At 61.6% G+C, this 14,264-nt stretch carries 10 protein-coding genes; 1 reads left to right on the plus strand and 9 read right to left on the minus strand.

Annotated elements, in window-relative coordinates; genetic code table 11:
* Window position 1 precedes the first annotated feature (1 nt).
* From P3R38_RS05300 to P3R38_RS05330, 7 genes are all read right to left on the minus strand, one after another.
* Entirely contained in the window at window positions 2-337 is a 336-nt protein-coding gene (locus P3R38_RS05300; protein ID WP_277686886.1) for a GlpM family protein, read from the minus strand.
* A 25-nt stretch (window positions 338-362) separates the two neighbouring features.
* Complete coding sequence (locus tag P3R38_RS05305; protein ID WP_277687196.1) at window positions 363-1,640, minus strand: sigma-54 dependent transcriptional regulator; 1,278 nt, start codon at window positions 1,638-1,640, stop codon at window positions 363-365.
* A gap of 47 nt (window positions 1,641-1,687) precedes the next feature.
* Complete coding sequence (locus P3R38_RS05310) at window positions 1,688-3,592, minus strand: ATP-binding protein (RefSeq protein ID WP_023379006.1); 1,905 nt, start codon at window positions 3,590-3,592, stop codon at window positions 1,688-1,690.
* Between the two features lie 72 nt (window positions 3,593-3,664).
* Window positions 3,665-4,399, minus strand: a complete 735-nt coding sequence (locus P3R38_RS05315; RefSeq protein ID WP_023379007.1) for an amino acid ABC transporter ATP-binding protein — start codon at window positions 4,397-4,399, stop codon at window positions 3,665-3,667.
* Entirely contained in the window at window positions 4,396-5,067 is a 672-nt protein-coding gene (locus P3R38_RS05320; protein ID WP_023379008.1) for an ABC transporter permease subunit, read from the minus strand. Before P3R38_RS05320 ends, P3R38_RS05315 begins: the two co-directional genes overlap by 4 nt.
* On the minus strand, window positions 5,068-5,814 hold the full coding sequence (locus P3R38_RS05325) for an amino acid ABC transporter permease (protein WP_023379010.1): 747 nt from the start codon (window positions 5,812-5,814) through the stop codon (window positions 5,068-5,070).
* Window positions 5,815-5,946: 132 nt separating this feature from the next.
* The gene (locus P3R38_RS05330; protein ID WP_023379012.1) at window positions 5,947-6,864 is read right to left on the minus strand and encodes a glutamate/aspartate ABC transporter substrate-binding protein; all 918 of its coding nucleotides are present in this window, start codon (window positions 6,862-6,864) and stop codon (window positions 5,947-5,949) included.
* Between the two features lie 335 nt (window positions 6,865-7,199).
* Between P3R38_RS05330 and P3R38_RS05335 the strand changes: the two genes are divergently transcribed.
* Complete coding sequence (locus P3R38_RS05335) at window positions 7,200-11,591, plus strand: NEL-type E3 ubiquitin ligase domain-containing protein (RefSeq protein WP_277686887.1); 4,392 nt, start codon at window positions 7,200-7,202, stop codon at window positions 11,589-11,591.
* A 52-nt stretch (window positions 11,592-11,643) separates the two neighbouring features.
* Here P3R38_RS05335 and glpD read toward each other — a convergent pair whose 3' ends face one another.
* Complete coding sequence (gene glpD / locus P3R38_RS05340) at window positions 11,644-13,179, minus strand: glycerol-3-phosphate dehydrogenase (RefSeq protein WP_023379015.1); 1,536 nt, start codon at window positions 13,177-13,179, stop codon at window positions 11,644-11,646.
* Between the two features lie 172 nt (window positions 13,180-13,351).
* Window positions 13,352-14,107 carry a DNA-binding transcriptional repressor GlpR gene (gene glpR, locus P3R38_RS05345; protein ID WP_023379017.1) on the minus strand — a complete coding sequence of 252 codons (756 nt, stop codon included), beginning with the start codon at window positions 14,105-14,107 and terminating at the stop codon, window positions 13,352-13,354.
* Window positions 14,108-14,264: the final 157 nt, after the last annotated feature.

Consider the following 14,264-nt stretch of genomic DNA (forward strand, 5'->3'; position numbering starts at 1 on the left):
CTCAGTGCATCCGCACCCAAACCGTCACCAGCACCGTTGCCGCCATCAACCAGGCCACAGTCGCCAGCGCCAGCGATGCTCCAAGGCGCATCCGGTCTACCAGTACGTACAAGGCCGCCAGGTAGACGAAGTAGGGAATGATCGACCACATTCCGAACAGGATCGTGGTCTTCAGGTCCTCGACACCACGCCCTTTGCCCACGATGTAGTGGGCGATCAGGGCGAAGGTGGGAAACAACGGCACCAGCCCGGCGATGTAGTAGTTGCGGGTCTTTGAAAGAATGGCCAGCAGAACGACGACCCCAGCGCCCAGGGCCGCTTTGAATACCAAGTCCACGTCGTATATCCAGATCAGGTTGAATTCAGCCGAGGCCGTACTTTTTCACTTTGTCGAACAGTGTCGTCTTGGCCATGCCCAGTTCCTGGCTGGCCTGGCTGAGGTTGCCGCCAGTGCGCTGAAGGGCATCGCTGAGCAGGTTGCGCTCGAATGCCTCGACGGCCTCGGAGAACCCCAGGCCCTGGGCGGCGCCACCACTGCTGCTTTTCTTGAACGCTGGCAGGCCCAGCGCATAGCGCTCGGCAACGTTGCGTAGCTCACGCACGTTGCCTGGCCAGTCATGGGCCATCAGGCGCGAGAGGGTCTGGCTGTCGCGCGTGGGGACGTCGCGGTCGAAGCGTAATGCAGACTGCTGCAGGAAGTGTTCGAACAACTGCAGGATGTCTTCGCGACGCTCACGCAGTGGCGGCAGTTCCAGGGTGACCACGTTCAAGCGGTAATACAGGTCGCTGCGGAATTGGCCGCTCTGACCCAGCGCGTCGAGGTCGGACTTGGTCGCGGCGATCACCCGACAGTCTACCGGGATGTTCTGGTTCGAGCCCAGGCGTTCCAGTGTGCGTTCCTGCAGGACACGCAGCAGTTTTATCTGCAGGTTGATCGGCATGCTTTCGACTTCGTCAAGGAACAGCGTGCCGCCATTGGCATGCTCGATCTTGCCGATGCGGCGCTTGCCGGCGCCGGTGAAGGCATTGGCTTCGTGGCCGAAAATCTCGCTTTCGAAGAGGTTTTCCGGAAGGCCGCCGCAGTTCAAGGCAACGAATGGTTGGCCGTGGCGGCGGCTGAAATCGTGCAGGCAACGGGCGACCAGCTCCTTGCCGGTACCGGTCTCGCCTTCGATCAGCACGTTGGCCGAAGTGTCGGCGACATTGGCGATCAGCTCGCGCAGGTGCTCCATGGCCGGTGAACGGCCGATGATGCGTCCCTCCAGGCTACTTTGACTCGCCAACTGGCGGCGCAGGGCCACTACCTCGCGCGACAGGCCGCGTTGCTCCAGGGCCCGGCGTACCACATCGACCAATCGTTCTGGCGAGAAGGGCTTTTCCATGAAGTCGTAGGCACCGTTGCGCATTGCGCCCACCGCCATGTCGATGTCGCCGTGGCCAGTGATCAGCACCACGGGCAGGCTGCGGTCGCGGGCCTTGAGCCGGTTCAGCAATTCCAGGCCGTCGATGCCCGGCAGGCGGATATCGCTGACGACGATGCCAGCGAAGTCATCGCCAATACGTTCCAGTGCTTGTTCGGCACTGCCGACGCCTTCGCAGGCGATATCTTCCAGGGCCAGTGCCTGTTGGCAGCCGAGCAGCACATGCGGGTCGTCTTCGACGATCAGGACAGTGAGAGGTGCTTGGTTCATGGGTGCTCTGCCGATTCGCTAGGGGGCGTGGCCAGGGGCAGGGCCAGCACGAAGGCAGTCCCGCCGCTGGCGGGGTGCTCGACGCTCAGGGTGCCCTTGGCGGCGGCGGCAAGGCTCGCCGACAGGGTCAACCCCAGGCCCAGGCCATGTTCGCCCGGTTTTGTGGTGAAGAAAGGTTCGAACAGGTGCTTGCGTGTTTCGGGGTCAATGCCATGGCCATTATCGCGTACTCGCAGCCGGTACTTGTCGTCCTGCAGTTCGCCTTCCAACCAGAGTTCCGGATGCGGTTGGCTGGCCATGGCATCAAGGGCGTTGCCGATCAGGTTGACCAGAATCTGCTCGAGACGGGTCTGGTCGATGGCCAACTGCTGGTCATCGAACTGGCTGTGCAGTCGCAGCTGGCAGCCGGCGATGCGGTTGCCCAGCACCTGCAGGCAGGCTTCCACGGCCTTGGCCAGCGAAGCCTGGCCGCGGTCGTCGCCACGGCGGGCGAACGAGCGCAGGCTGGCGGTGATGCGGCCCATGCGGTCGATCAGGTCGTTCATGGTACGCAAATTGGTGCTGGCGGTCTCCAGCGCACCGCGTTCGAGGAAGCGCACGGTATTGCCTGACAACGTGCGCAGTGCCGCCAGCGGCTGATTCAGTTCGTGGGCGATGCTGGTCGACATTTGCCCGATGGCCGCCAGCTTGCCGGCCTGGACCAGTTCGTCCTGGGCATGGCGAAGCGTCTGTTCCGCGTGGCGACGTTCGCGGATCTGTCCTTTGAGCCGCTCGTTGCTGGCCCGCAGGTCGGCGGTACGGTCGGCGATGCGCCGCTCAAGCTGGCTGTTGGCCTCTTCCAGGGCTTCACGGGCAGCCAGACGGGTGGCGATCACCTTGCGCCGCTCGTTCCAGGCGATCCCCAGAATCGCCAGCAGGGCGAAAGCCACCGCCACCAGGACGCCTTGCACCATGGACTCACGGCGCAGGTCCTGCAGCGGGGTCAGCAAGGTGAAGTGCCAGGGCGTGTCGACCAGTCGGCGGGTCTGGGCCAGGTAGGCCACTTCGTGGACTTTGCCGTGGGCGGTTTCGCTGTTGGCCGGGAAGGTCAGTTTCTCCACGCCATCGGCCAGTGTTTCGCGGGCCAGGGGTTGCAGCTCGTTAAGGGGCCACCAGTAGTACTGCAGGCTGCGCGCCAGGCGCTCCTTGATTTGTGGCGTCAGCGGACGAACCGACTTCAGCCGCCGGGCCGGATCGCTGGACAGGATGATGATGCCGTTCTCATCGCTGACGAAGGCTTCGAGTCGCGCGCGCTGCCAGCGCTCTTCGAGGGTATCCAGGCGCACCTTGATGACGGCCACGCCTATGATCTTGCCGTGCTCTTCCAGGCCATGGGCCAGGTAGTAGCCGGCTTCCCCAGTCGTGCTGCCGATGCCGTAGAAGCGCCCCGGTTCACCGCGCACGGCATCCTGGAAATACGCCCGGAACGACAGGTCTTCGCCGAGGAACGAATCGGCATCGCGCCAGTTGCTGGTAGCCTGCACCCGGCCATTGGTGTCGAGCACGAAGATCGCCCGGCTGCGGCTGCGTCGGTTCAGGCCTTCAAGGTATTCGTTGACGGTCTGACGGTATTCGCCATCCGGGTCGGTGAGCAGCTTCGAGACGCTGTCTTCCAGTTCGAGCAGGCTCGGTAGGTAGGTGTACTTGCTGATTTCGCTCTCTACTGTGCGCGCATGCAGTTCCAGCTGACGCTCGCCATTTTCGCTGAGGCTACGGATGCCGTTGCTCTCGCTGATCAGATAGCCAGCCAGGCCCAGGCCGATCATCAGCAGGATGACCAAGGGTGGCAGCAGCAGTTGGCGGATCAGGCGGGATTTCACGGCAGGCTTGGCAGGGAGAAGAAGCGAAGGATCGCATTTCATCACAGTGGCCTTGTCACGACCAGCACCCGCTGCCCGGAGGCAGCGGTGCAGGCCGGCTTGTTTGGCGCAGGATCAGTGTTGCAGGATCTTGCTGAGGAAGTGCTGAGTCCGTTCGTGGCGGGCGCCTGGGTCGCCGAAGAAGTCTTCCTTCTGGCAGTCCTCGATGATGCTGCCCTTGTCCATGAAGATCACCCGGTTGGCTACCTTGCGAGCGAAGCCCATTTCGTGGGTGACGCACATCATGGTCATGCCTTCGTGAGCCAGTTCGACCATGACGTCGAGCACTTCGTTGACCATTTCAGGGTCCAGTGCCGAGGTCGGTTCGTCGAACAGCATGACGATCGGGTCCATCGACAGCGCACGGGCGATCGCCACACGCTGCTGCTGGCCACCGGACAACTGGCCAGGGTGCTTCTTGGCGTGTGCGCCCAGACCTACTCGGTCGAGCAGCGCCAGGCCTTTCTTGGTGGCTTCGGCTTCGCTGCGGCCAAGCACCTTGCGCTGGGCGATGGTCAGGTTCTCGGTGATGGTCAGATGCGGGAACAGCTCGAAGTGCTGGAACACCATGCCCACCCGCGAGCGCAGTTTCGGCAGGTTGGTTTTCGGGTCGGCGATGGAGGTGCCGTCGACCACGATGTCTCCTTTCTGGAACGGCTCAAGGGCGTTGACGCACTTGATCAGGGTGGATTTGCCCGAGCCCGACGGGCCGCAGACCACCACCACTTCACCTTTCTTGACCTCGGTGCTGCAGTCGGTCAGCACCTGGAAGTCCCCGTACCACTTGTTGACGTTCTTGATGGAAATCATACGGTGATCCTTTTTTGCAGGCGCTTGACCAGCCACGAAGCGGAGAAGCTGATGAGGAAGTACACGACACCGGCGAAGATCAGGAACTCATGGGAGCGCCCGATGATGTCGCCGTTGGAGCGTGCCGAGTTGAGGAAGTCGACCAGACCCACGGTGTACACAAGCGAGGTGTCCTGGAACAGGATGATGCTCTGTTGCAGCAGCAGCGGGGTCATCTTGCGAAACGCCTGGGGCAGGATGATCAGGCGCATGGTCTGGCCATAGGTCATGCCCAATGCTTGCGCGGCGCCCATCTGGCCCTTGGAGATCGACTGCACGCCGGCCCGCACGATCTCGCAGAAATAGGCGGCCTCGAACATCATGAACGCGACCACGCAGGAGGTGAAGGCACCCACCGGGGTGTCCTCGCCGGTGATCCAGCGCAGCACGAACGGTACCGCCAGGTAGAACCAGGTGATCACCAGCAGCAGCGGGATCGAGCGGAAGTAGTTGACGTAGGCGCCAGCCAGGTTCGAGAGCAGCTTGTTCGACGACAGGCGCATCAAGGCCAGGATGGTACCGAGCACGATACCGCCGACCACGCCCATGACCATCAGCTTGAGGGTCATCAGCATGCCTTCCCAGAGGGCAGGCAGGGCCGGGATGATTTCGCTGAAATCCATGTCCATTTACTTGCCTCCCACGGAAATCAGGCCAGGCACCGCGACTTTCTTCTCGACCATGCGCATCAGCAGCATCAAGCCCATGTTCAAGGTGAAGTAGATCAGGGTGGCCAGGGTGAACGCCTCGAACAGGTTGGCGGAAAACTCGGCGGTCTGCTTGGTCTGCGCCAGCAGCTCCATCAGGCCGATCAGCGATGCCACCGACGAGTTCTTGAATACGTTGAGGAACTCGGAGGTGAGCGGCGGAATGATGATCCGGTAAGCCTGGGGCAGCAGCACGTTGTTGTAGATCTGCGGCAGGCTGAAGCCCATGGCGCGAGCGGCGGCCTCCTGGCCACGCGGCAGCGCCTGGATGCCGGTACGTACCTGCTCGCAGACACGCGCGGCGGTGAACAGGCCCAGGCAGATGACCACGCTGATCAGCGCCGAAGTGGTCGGGTTGAGGTCTTGCTTGAACCATTCCTGCAGGCCTTCAGGCAGCAGGTCCGGTACCAGGAAGTACCAGATGAACAGCTGCACCAGCAGCGGCACGTTGCGGAACAGCTCCACATAGGCGGTGGCGATGCCGGATACCAGGCGGTTCGGCACGGTACGCATGACGCCGAGCACCGAGCCCAGCAGCAATGCGATGATCCAGGCGGAGATGGCGATGGCGATGGTCCAGCCCAGGCCGGTGATGTACCAGTCCAGATAGGTTTCGCTGCCCACGCCGGTGGACTTGAAGAATACGCCCCAGTCCCAGTTGTAATTCATCGGGATTTCCCCTCAGACGGTTGTTTCACGGGCACCTTCGAGCATCCAAGGGCGTTGAACGCCCTCGGATGAAAGGGTAGACACTTAACGGTGGCCCGCACGGCAAAAGTGCGGCGGGCCACTAACCGGGGATCAGGACTTCTTCTCGTCCGCCGCCTTGTCGGTCGGCTCGGCGATCAGTTTCTTCAGCTCGTCGCTCATCGGGAACTGCAGGTTCAGGCCTTTTGGCGGGATCGGCTGCTGGAACCACTTGTCGTAGCTCTTGTTGACTTCGCCCGACTTGAAGTAAGCCACGATGGCATCGTCGACCGCTTTCTTGAACGCGGCGTCATCCTTGCGCACCATGCAGCCGTAGATTTCGAATGACTGTGGCGTGCCGGTGATGACCCAGTCGGTCGGCTTGCGAGCCTTGGCCATTTCACCGGCCAGCAGAGCGTCGTCCATCATGAAGGCCACGGCGCGGCCGCTTTCGAGCATGTTGAAGGCTTCACCGTGGTCCTTGGCGGAAATCACGTTCATCTTCATCTGCTTGTCGGCGTTCATCGCCTTGAGGAGGCGTTCGGAGGTAGTACCGGCGGTGGTCACCACGTTCTTGCCGGCCAGGTCAGGGAAGTCCTTGTATGCCGGTTGACCGTCCTTGACCTTGGTCAGAAGGCGAGTGCCGACTTCGAAGATGCCCACCGAGAAGCCAACTTGCTGCTGGCGCTCGACGTTGTTGGTGGTGGAACCGCACTCCAGGTCGACGGTGCCGTTCTGCACCAGCGGGATACGGGTTTGGGAAGTGACGAGGTTGTAGCGGACCTTGATGTCGGTGCCCAGCTGTTTTTTCAGGGCCTCGACGACAGCCAGTTGGATGTCGTGGGAGTAACCCACGGGTTCCGGCTTGCCAGCCAGGTAGGAAAACGGAATCGACGAGTCGCGGTGACCCAGGGTGATGGTGCCCGAGTCCTTGATCTTCTTCAGGGTGCCGGTCAGCTCCTCGGCCATGACAGGCGAAGCGATGACTGCAGCCGCGATGGCGGCGCCCAGCAATTGACGAACGATACGCATCAAATTTTCCTCGACGTGTTTGTTTTTTTTATGGAGCCGTTGGCGGACTCTTCGTTCAACGAATACATCATCAAGTTGGTGTGCATTCGGCTACCAAGTGTAGAGCATGACTCGTGCCAAGCTGTTGTTCTTGTGTACAAGCCCCGAAAATTCAAGCCATTGCACGTTTCGGGGCCTGTTGCAGGAACGCCAATGTACGGACTTCCGAACGCGCGGCGAATTAGTGTTCGGTAATCCGAACGTGCGTTTAGCCTCAGGTGACTAGAACTAACTAATTAACACCTTGGGTATGACGGACGGGGGTTTCTTGTTTCCTTTTAACCGAGGAAGCAGACATGACCCCCTTGATAGAAGATGAAGGAGCGTCCCACTCCATCGATACCCTGATTGCCGCGCAGTTGCCGGCCTGGGCGAAGAATGCCTCCGTCGAGGCGCTGCGATCCCTGCGAGCGGCCTTGATCAGTGAGCAGCATAGCGCCGAACAGGTCAGGCTGTTGTTGGGCCGTGTTCCTGACCTGGCGGATTTCTGCGCGCCCCTGCTGGAGAAGGCCATTCTCAGGAAGCATGGCGTGCGGGTTAACGCCAGAACCGCGAAACTGTCCACGGTCGTACGCAAGACGGTGGCTTTCGTATTTCCCCACGTTCCGGTGGAAAGGGTCGTAAGGATGGGCTCGCTGCCTTTACTGGCTGCGGCGCTGCATAATTTTGCCGAGGACGAATTGCAGCACCGGTCTCGCATTCGACGAAGGCTGGAAACTCACACTGGCGCTGCGTTGCCTATTTCGTTCGTGCAGTTCGCCAGGCTGTGCCGTGAGCTGGATCTGGGCGGTCGCTATCAAGCTGCCCTGCGTGAGCTGCTGTTGCCCGCGGATGCTGAAGGTGATGCTTCGGGGCAAGCTCGACAGGCGGTTGAGCGTGTGCTGGAAGAGGCCCAGCGGACAGCCATGGAAGCAGCCGTGCGGCTTGCCACCCTCCAGGGGCAGCTCGACGAGCGCAGCTATCTGCAGATGCTCAGGGTGTTTTCGCCCAAGGCAATCGTACCGGCCGATACCCGCGTGCTCGTGATGCGTCAGCTGCTGTTGCTGGGCAAACGGGTACGAGGTGTGGTCGTCGTCGAAGCGCGGGATAGCGACGGCGGCGCCCTGAGAAACCTCATCGTCTGGGTACCGGGCGATCCTGTCAGGGCTGTGCAGTCATGCCGAAACTGGGAAGCGGTATACCAGCTTTTTGGACTGCGCTTGCGCGAGTCGAGCTATGCGCAGTTTTTCATGCGATTCATCACGGAACGCGATCGCATGGTGTTCTCGGCGAGCCTACGCCGTCTGCATGCCGATACCGCAAAAGGTGTCGCGCTGCAGTTGGATGGCCGGAACCTGCCAATCGACCAGCCCATCTTTGCCTATCTACGCGCCCAGCGCATCGAAAAGATTCTCGACGATGCCAGAGTCCTCGCGGTTCCCACCGGCGATGAAGACGCCGCGACGCGAAGCGCTCGGCTGGCCGCCTACGAGAGTACCGGCCTGACCCTTCTGGGTCTGGCTGGCCTGTTCGTACCGGTGCTGGGAGAGGTCACGCTGGGCGTTGCGGCTGTACAGATGGCCGATGAAGTGTACGAAGGCTACCAGGACTGGAAGTTGGGTGACCGTGAAGCGGCCATGGGGCATCTGTTCGCAGTGGCGGAAAACCTGGTGGTCGGCGCAGCGATTGGTGTTGGCGTCTCGGCAGCGGCTCAGGTGGTCAAACGCGTGGCTTTCGTCGATGAATTGGTGCCGGTCTGGTCGGGTGCCAAGCGCCTGAAACTCTGCTCGGGCGACATGCAGCCCTACCGGGTCGAGGCAAAGCAAGCGCACCTCGCCGGTCAGCCACCGGAGCCGTTGCCCTGGCCAGAGCACGCCTTTGAACTTGCGCATGCCGAGGATAAACAGGGTCTGGTGATCAAGCATCCGACGCGTGCCAGCGCCTATCGGCCGCAGATCGAACGCAATGGCAGTGGGGGCTGGCGCCATTCCCTGGAGCAGCCTCAGGAATGGGCCGGTGAAGTGCACCTGTTGCGAAGGTTGGCCGCTAACTTCATCGACTTGAGCGACGAACAAGCAAGGGCGCTGATCGACTGCACCGGCTTCGATGAGGCGCAGCTGCGCCGCTTGCATGTGGAAAACGCGCCTGCACCTGCGCGGCTTCAGGATGCGCTGGAACGCCACCGGTTGCACACCTTGTATCCGAAGGTGGCGGACGAAGTGTTCGAGTTACTGATTGCCCAGGCCCAGGACGCAGAGGAGGTGGAGGACCGGGTATTGCGTCGAGACTTTCCCGGGTTGTCGGTGCGAGGCGCGAAGGAAATTCGCCGGCAAGCCGATGGACAGGATCTGGAGCAGCTTGCATCGACCGGGCGTGTGCCTTTGGCCGTGGCGGAAAGGGTACGCTGGTTCATCCGCGACAGCCGCCTTGATCGAGCCTGTGCCGGGCTCCGACAACCCCAGGCCCTCAACGCCGACAGCGAAAAACTGGCGCTTGGCTTGGTCCATGAACTGGCGCCATGGCCTGCGTCGCTCCGTGTCGAGTTGCGGGCATTCTTTTCCGAAGGACCACTGCTGAGCCACGTGGGTGCCGATACGGCAGAGGACGTCATCAGCATCATCAGCGACGAAAACGGTTACAGCGTGCAGGATCGGTCCCTCCATCCGCACGTTGCCGGATCAAGCACCGACAGCTTCATGCACGCATTGTTGCTGAGCATGGATGAAAGCCAGAAAAGCGTGTTGGGCGATGCCTCGCTCAACGAACAGCAACTGGTCGACATTCTGGCAGGCTGCGCCCGGGAGCGCCGCGACCTGGCTGCCAAGCTCATCGGGCTGGCGGATATCAGTGCCGGAGTCAGGCCGCCCGTTCGCTTCGCCGACGGTCGCCTCGGCTACCCGCTCAGCGGTCGCGGTGAGAGTCGCGGCCAGGCCAGCAGGCGCGGTATTAGGCAGATATTTCCGACCATCGACGACATGGAGTTGCAGCAATACCTGCTGGGTCTGATTTCCGATGGCGTCGACCCCTGGACCCACTATCAGTCGTTGCACGGCCAGTGGACGGCTCTGCGCCAGGCGCTGGTCAATTGGCGAGCCGAGTATGGTTCGATGCTCGACTTGTTGCGACGCAGCAGGGTGGCCAACACGATTCGGCGCTGCTGGCGTCGTAAACTGGGGCGGCGAAGCGATGGTACTTATGCATTGGAAGTCCGGGGCGAGCGGTTGAGCGAGTTGCCTGAATTGCCCCTTGGGATCATGTTCGAGCATGTTTCACGCCTGGCGCTGCGAAACATGGAGCTGACGGAAGTCGGCGCTGACTTCCTCGGTCACTTCCCCAATCTCAGGGAGCTTGACCTGCGCCACAATCGCTTGCTCGCGGTTCCGGCAGGTATCGAGCGGTTGACCGAGCTCCGCCTGTTGCGCCTGGACCATAATCATATCGTCCTGACGCCGGCAGACAGTCAGCGCCTGAACGCCTTGCTCAACCTGGAGCGGTTGGAAATCGGTTTCAATCCGCTGGGCAGCGTGCCTGAGGTCCGGCGGTTGCTGAATGTTCGCCAAGTAGGGCTGCGTGCTGCCCAGATAGCCGATGTGCCGGCGCAGATTCAGCAACTGCCTTGGCAGGGGATTGTCGACCTGCGGGAGAATCAGATCCGCCAGGTGCGTCAGGAGGTGCATGGAATGCGCATGCGTGTGCAGCAAATGGCGCTGCACGACAACCCGCTTGATGCCCCCAGCGAACGTTACCTGAATGAGTTGCGCACCCCTGCCTCTCCAGAACAAGTCGTCGCGCACAATCCTTATTACCGGCACCATCTGGTTCGTCAGGCCGAGTTGTCCGAATGGTTGGTTGGTTCGGCCGGTGCGCAACGAACCGAGCGCGAGGTGCTGTGGAGCAACCTTCGCAACGAGCCGGGGGCGGATGATTTCTTCAACTTCCTGGGCGATTTCTCGCGTTCGCCGGACTACCTCAAGCACCCCGCGTATTATCGGGCGCGGGCTTGGAACATTATCGAGGCCTGCGAGCAGGACAGCGAGCTGCGGGAAGTGTTGTTTGAGCAGGCCGGTGGCGTGGCGACCTGCGAAGATCGCTTGCTGTGGCTGTTCAGTGAAATGGAAGTACGCGTCCTGGTGCATCGGCAGACGGCGGGACTGTCGCAGATTCAGAGTGAGTCGGCCCTGATCAAACTGGGGCGTTCACTGTTCAGGCTGCAGGAAGTCAACAGAATTGCCGCCCGTAAGCTCGAGCGACTGCGCCTTACGTACGCAAACGAACCGGACGTCCTGGAACGCATCGACGATATCGAAACCTATCTTGCGTACAGAACTCGCTTGGCAGGCCCGCTCCAGCTACCGGGACAGCCTGTCCGTATGCACTATGAGTCCGAATCATTAGTGACCGCCGAGGACATCAACGTGGCCAGGGCTGAAGTGCTTTCGCTGGAAAACAACGAGACGCTGTCGCGCGCCTTGGCCGATCAGTCGTTTTGGCAAGAATTCCTGCGCGCCACCTATTACCGCAGTTTCAGGGAGCAGGTGGATGCCAGGCGGGCGGCGCTAGAGCTATTGGAGACGCAGGTGGAAAGCGGTGCGATCGACGAGCAAACCTACCTGGAACGCTGCGAAGAGCTCAAGGTCGACCTGCAAGTGCAAGAGCGGGTGCTGGTCCAACGCCTGACAGAGCAGGCCATTGCACGTTGGCCAGTTTGATGCCTGTGAAGCCCCCTTGCAGCGCTCGGCGCTGACAAGGGGGCGCTGGGCTTCATGCCGCTTGGGTAGCGTCTGGACGTTCAGTCTTGCGTAGGTAGTCGGCGAGCGCGTGTTGCTCGGCCTGCGTGGTGAACAGGCCAAGTTTGGTTCGACGCCACAGAATGTCCTCGGCGTCCACAGCCCATTCCTGGCTGCGCAGGTAATCGACTTCTCGACCGAACAACCCGCCGCCGATCGCCTGGCCCAGGTCATCCGGCCCTGTTACCCCTTCCAGCAATTGCCAGGTGCGGCTGCCATAGGTCACTGCCCAGCGTTTGGCGATATCCACTGGCAACCAGCCATGGCGGGCGAGTAGGGCATCGACCAGTGCTTGCACGCTGGTCATCTGCTCGCCACCAGGCAACGGCCCGCTGGCGGTCCAGCTGCCGCGCATCTGGCTGAAGAATGGCTTGAGTTCGGCCATGGCCGACTCGGCCAGCTTGCGGTAAGTGGTCAGCTTGCCGCCGAACACCGACAGCAGTGGCGCCTGGCCTTCGGCGCAGGACAATGCCAGGGTGTAGTCGCGGGTGACCGCCGACGGATTGTCCGATTCATCGTTGCACAGCGGGCGCACGCCCGAGTAGGTATGCAGGATGTCGGCGCGGCTAAGCTGATGATTGAAGTGCTGGTTGACCACATTGAGCAGGTAGTCGGTTTCCTGCTCGGTAATGGCAACCTTGGCCGGGTCGCCGCTGTACTCGCGGTCGGTGGTGCCGATCAGGGTAAAGCGGTCGAGATAAGGGATGCAGAACACGATGCGCTGATCTTCGTTCTGCAGGATGTAGGCATGTTCACCTTCGTACAGCCGCGGCACGATCAGATGGCTGCCCTGGATCAGGCGGATGCCGTACGGGGCATCCAGCTTGAGGTCATTCTTGATGAAACTGGCTACCCACGGCCCGGCGGCGTTGACCAGGGCGCGAGCGCGGAGGGTCTGCTGGCTGCCGTCGGCGTGTTGCAGCTCGACTTCCCACACGCCGTCGATACGCTCGGCGCGCAGGCAGCGGGTGCGGGTGCGGATGTGTGCGCCGTTCTCGCGCGCAGCCATGGCGTTGAGCACCACCAGGCGAGCGTCGTCCACGGCGCAATCGGCGTATTCGAAACCACGGGTGATGGAGGGTTTGAGCGGGTAGCCAGGTCCGAAGCGCAGGCTGCGCGAGGCGCCCAGGCGCTTGCGTTTGCCCAGGTGGTCATACAGGAACAGGCCGGCGCGGATCATCCAGGCCGGGCGCAGGTGCGGACGGTGGGGCAGCACGAAGCGCATTGGTTTGACGATGTGTGGGGCCTTGGCCAGCAGGACCTCGCGTTCGGCCAGTGCCTCACGCACCAGCCGGAACTCGTAGTGTTCCAGGTAGCGCAGGCCGCCGTGAATCAGCTTGCTGCTAGCCGAGGAGGTGTGTTGGGCCAAGTCGTCCTTCTCGCAAAGGAACACCTTGAGGCCGCGCCCGGCGGCGTCGGCAGCAATGCCTACGCCATTGATGCCGCCGCCGATCACGGCGAGGTCATAGCAGTCGGCGAGTGCGGGCTGGGACGGAACGGGTTGGGACACGGGCAAGGCCTCCTGAAGCTGCTCACATCGAATATGAACATTAATGTTCGTTTCCGAAAATACTAGCGCAACACAAAGCCGGTCGCCAGTCAGTCTTTATAGAAAAAACTGATCAGATGACAGTAAGTGAACAATTTCGAAAATGCAGGGCCGCTGGGCGACCCTGCACGGCTCAGACCACGTCTAGGCGAATCTTGTATTGGTTGAGCAGTTGGGTCAGCGCGGGGGAGGGCGCCTGGTCGGTCACCAGGCAATCGACCAGGCTTATCGAGCCCAGGCGAACCATGGCATTGCGCCCGAACTTGCTGGAGTCGGCGGCGAGGATGACTTGGCGGGCGTTGGCGATTATCGCCTGCGAGACGCGCACTTCCTGGTAGTCGAAGTCCAGCAGGCTGCCGTCTTCATCGATGCCGCTGATACCGACCAGAGCAAAGTCGACCTTGAACTGGTTGATGAAATCGACGCTGGCCTGGCCCACCACGCCGCCATCGCGACGCACCGTACCGCCGGCAACCAGCACCTCGAAATCGTCCTTGGCAGCCAGGATTGCCGCCACATGCAGGTTGTTGGTGATCACCTTCAGGTGATTGTGGTTCAGCAGTGCCCGGGCGATGGATTCGGTCGTGGTGCCGATGTTGATGAACAAGGACGCATGGTCGGGAATCTGCCGCGCCACAGCTTCGGCGATGCGTTGCTTCTCGTCGCGCATCTGGTCGGCGCGCATGGCGTAGGCGGTGTTCTCGACGCTCGAATCGTAGGCCGCTCCACCGTGATAGCGGCGCAGCAGGTTGAGCTCGGCGAGCTGGTTGATGTCGCGACGGATGGTTTGCGGGGTCACGACGTACAACTGCGCCATTTCCTCGATGCTGACATAGCCACGTTCGCGTACCAGCTCGAGAATTTGTTGTTGGCGAGGGGGCAGATTCATGGGCGGTCCTTATGGGCTGCCGGACAAATTCTGCAATGATGCCGTAGGAAGGGGATGACGGCCAGTGGCTGCACGTTACGGCTCATCGACGGTAAGCCGACGTCTACAGGCGTGCGTGCGTTTTCTGTAGGCGTCGGCTTGCCGGCGATGGCTGCCC

Source organism: Pseudomonas sp. NyZ480 (assembly GCF_029537255.1).
Classification (GTDB): domain Bacteria; phylum Pseudomonadota; class Gammaproteobacteria; order Pseudomonadales; family Pseudomonadaceae; genus Aquipseudomonas; species Aquipseudomonas taiwanensis.

Bases quoted from the DNA above. Each gene is read 5' to 3' on its own strand.
- P3R38_RS05310 (WP_023379006.1), bottom strand. From the start codon at position 3,592: ATGAAATGCGATCCTTCGCTTCTTCTCCCTGCCAAGCCTGCCGTGAAA.
- P3R38_RS05315 (WP_023379007.1), bottom strand. From the start codon at position 4,399: ATGATTTCCATCAAGAACGTCAACAAGTGGTACGGGGACTTCCAGGTG.
- P3R38_RS05320 (WP_023379008.1), bottom strand. From the start codon at position 5,067: ATGGACATGGATTTCAGCGAAATCATCCCGGCCCTGCCTGCCCTCTGG.
- P3R38_RS05325 (WP_023379010.1), bottom strand. From the start codon at position 5,814: ATGAATTACAACTGGGACTGGGGCGTATTCTTCAAGTCCACCGGCGTG.
- P3R38_RS05330 (WP_023379012.1), bottom strand. From the start codon at position 6,864: ATGCGTATCGTTCGTCAATTGCTGGGCGCCGCCATCGCGGCTGCAGTC.
- P3R38_RS05335 (WP_277686887.1), top strand. From the start codon at position 7,200: ATGACCCCCTTGATAGAAGATGAAGGAGCGTCCCACTCCATCGATACC.
- glpR (WP_023379017.1), bottom strand. From the start codon at position 14,107: ATGAATCTGCCCCCTCGCCAACAACAAATTCTCGAGCTGGTACGCGAA.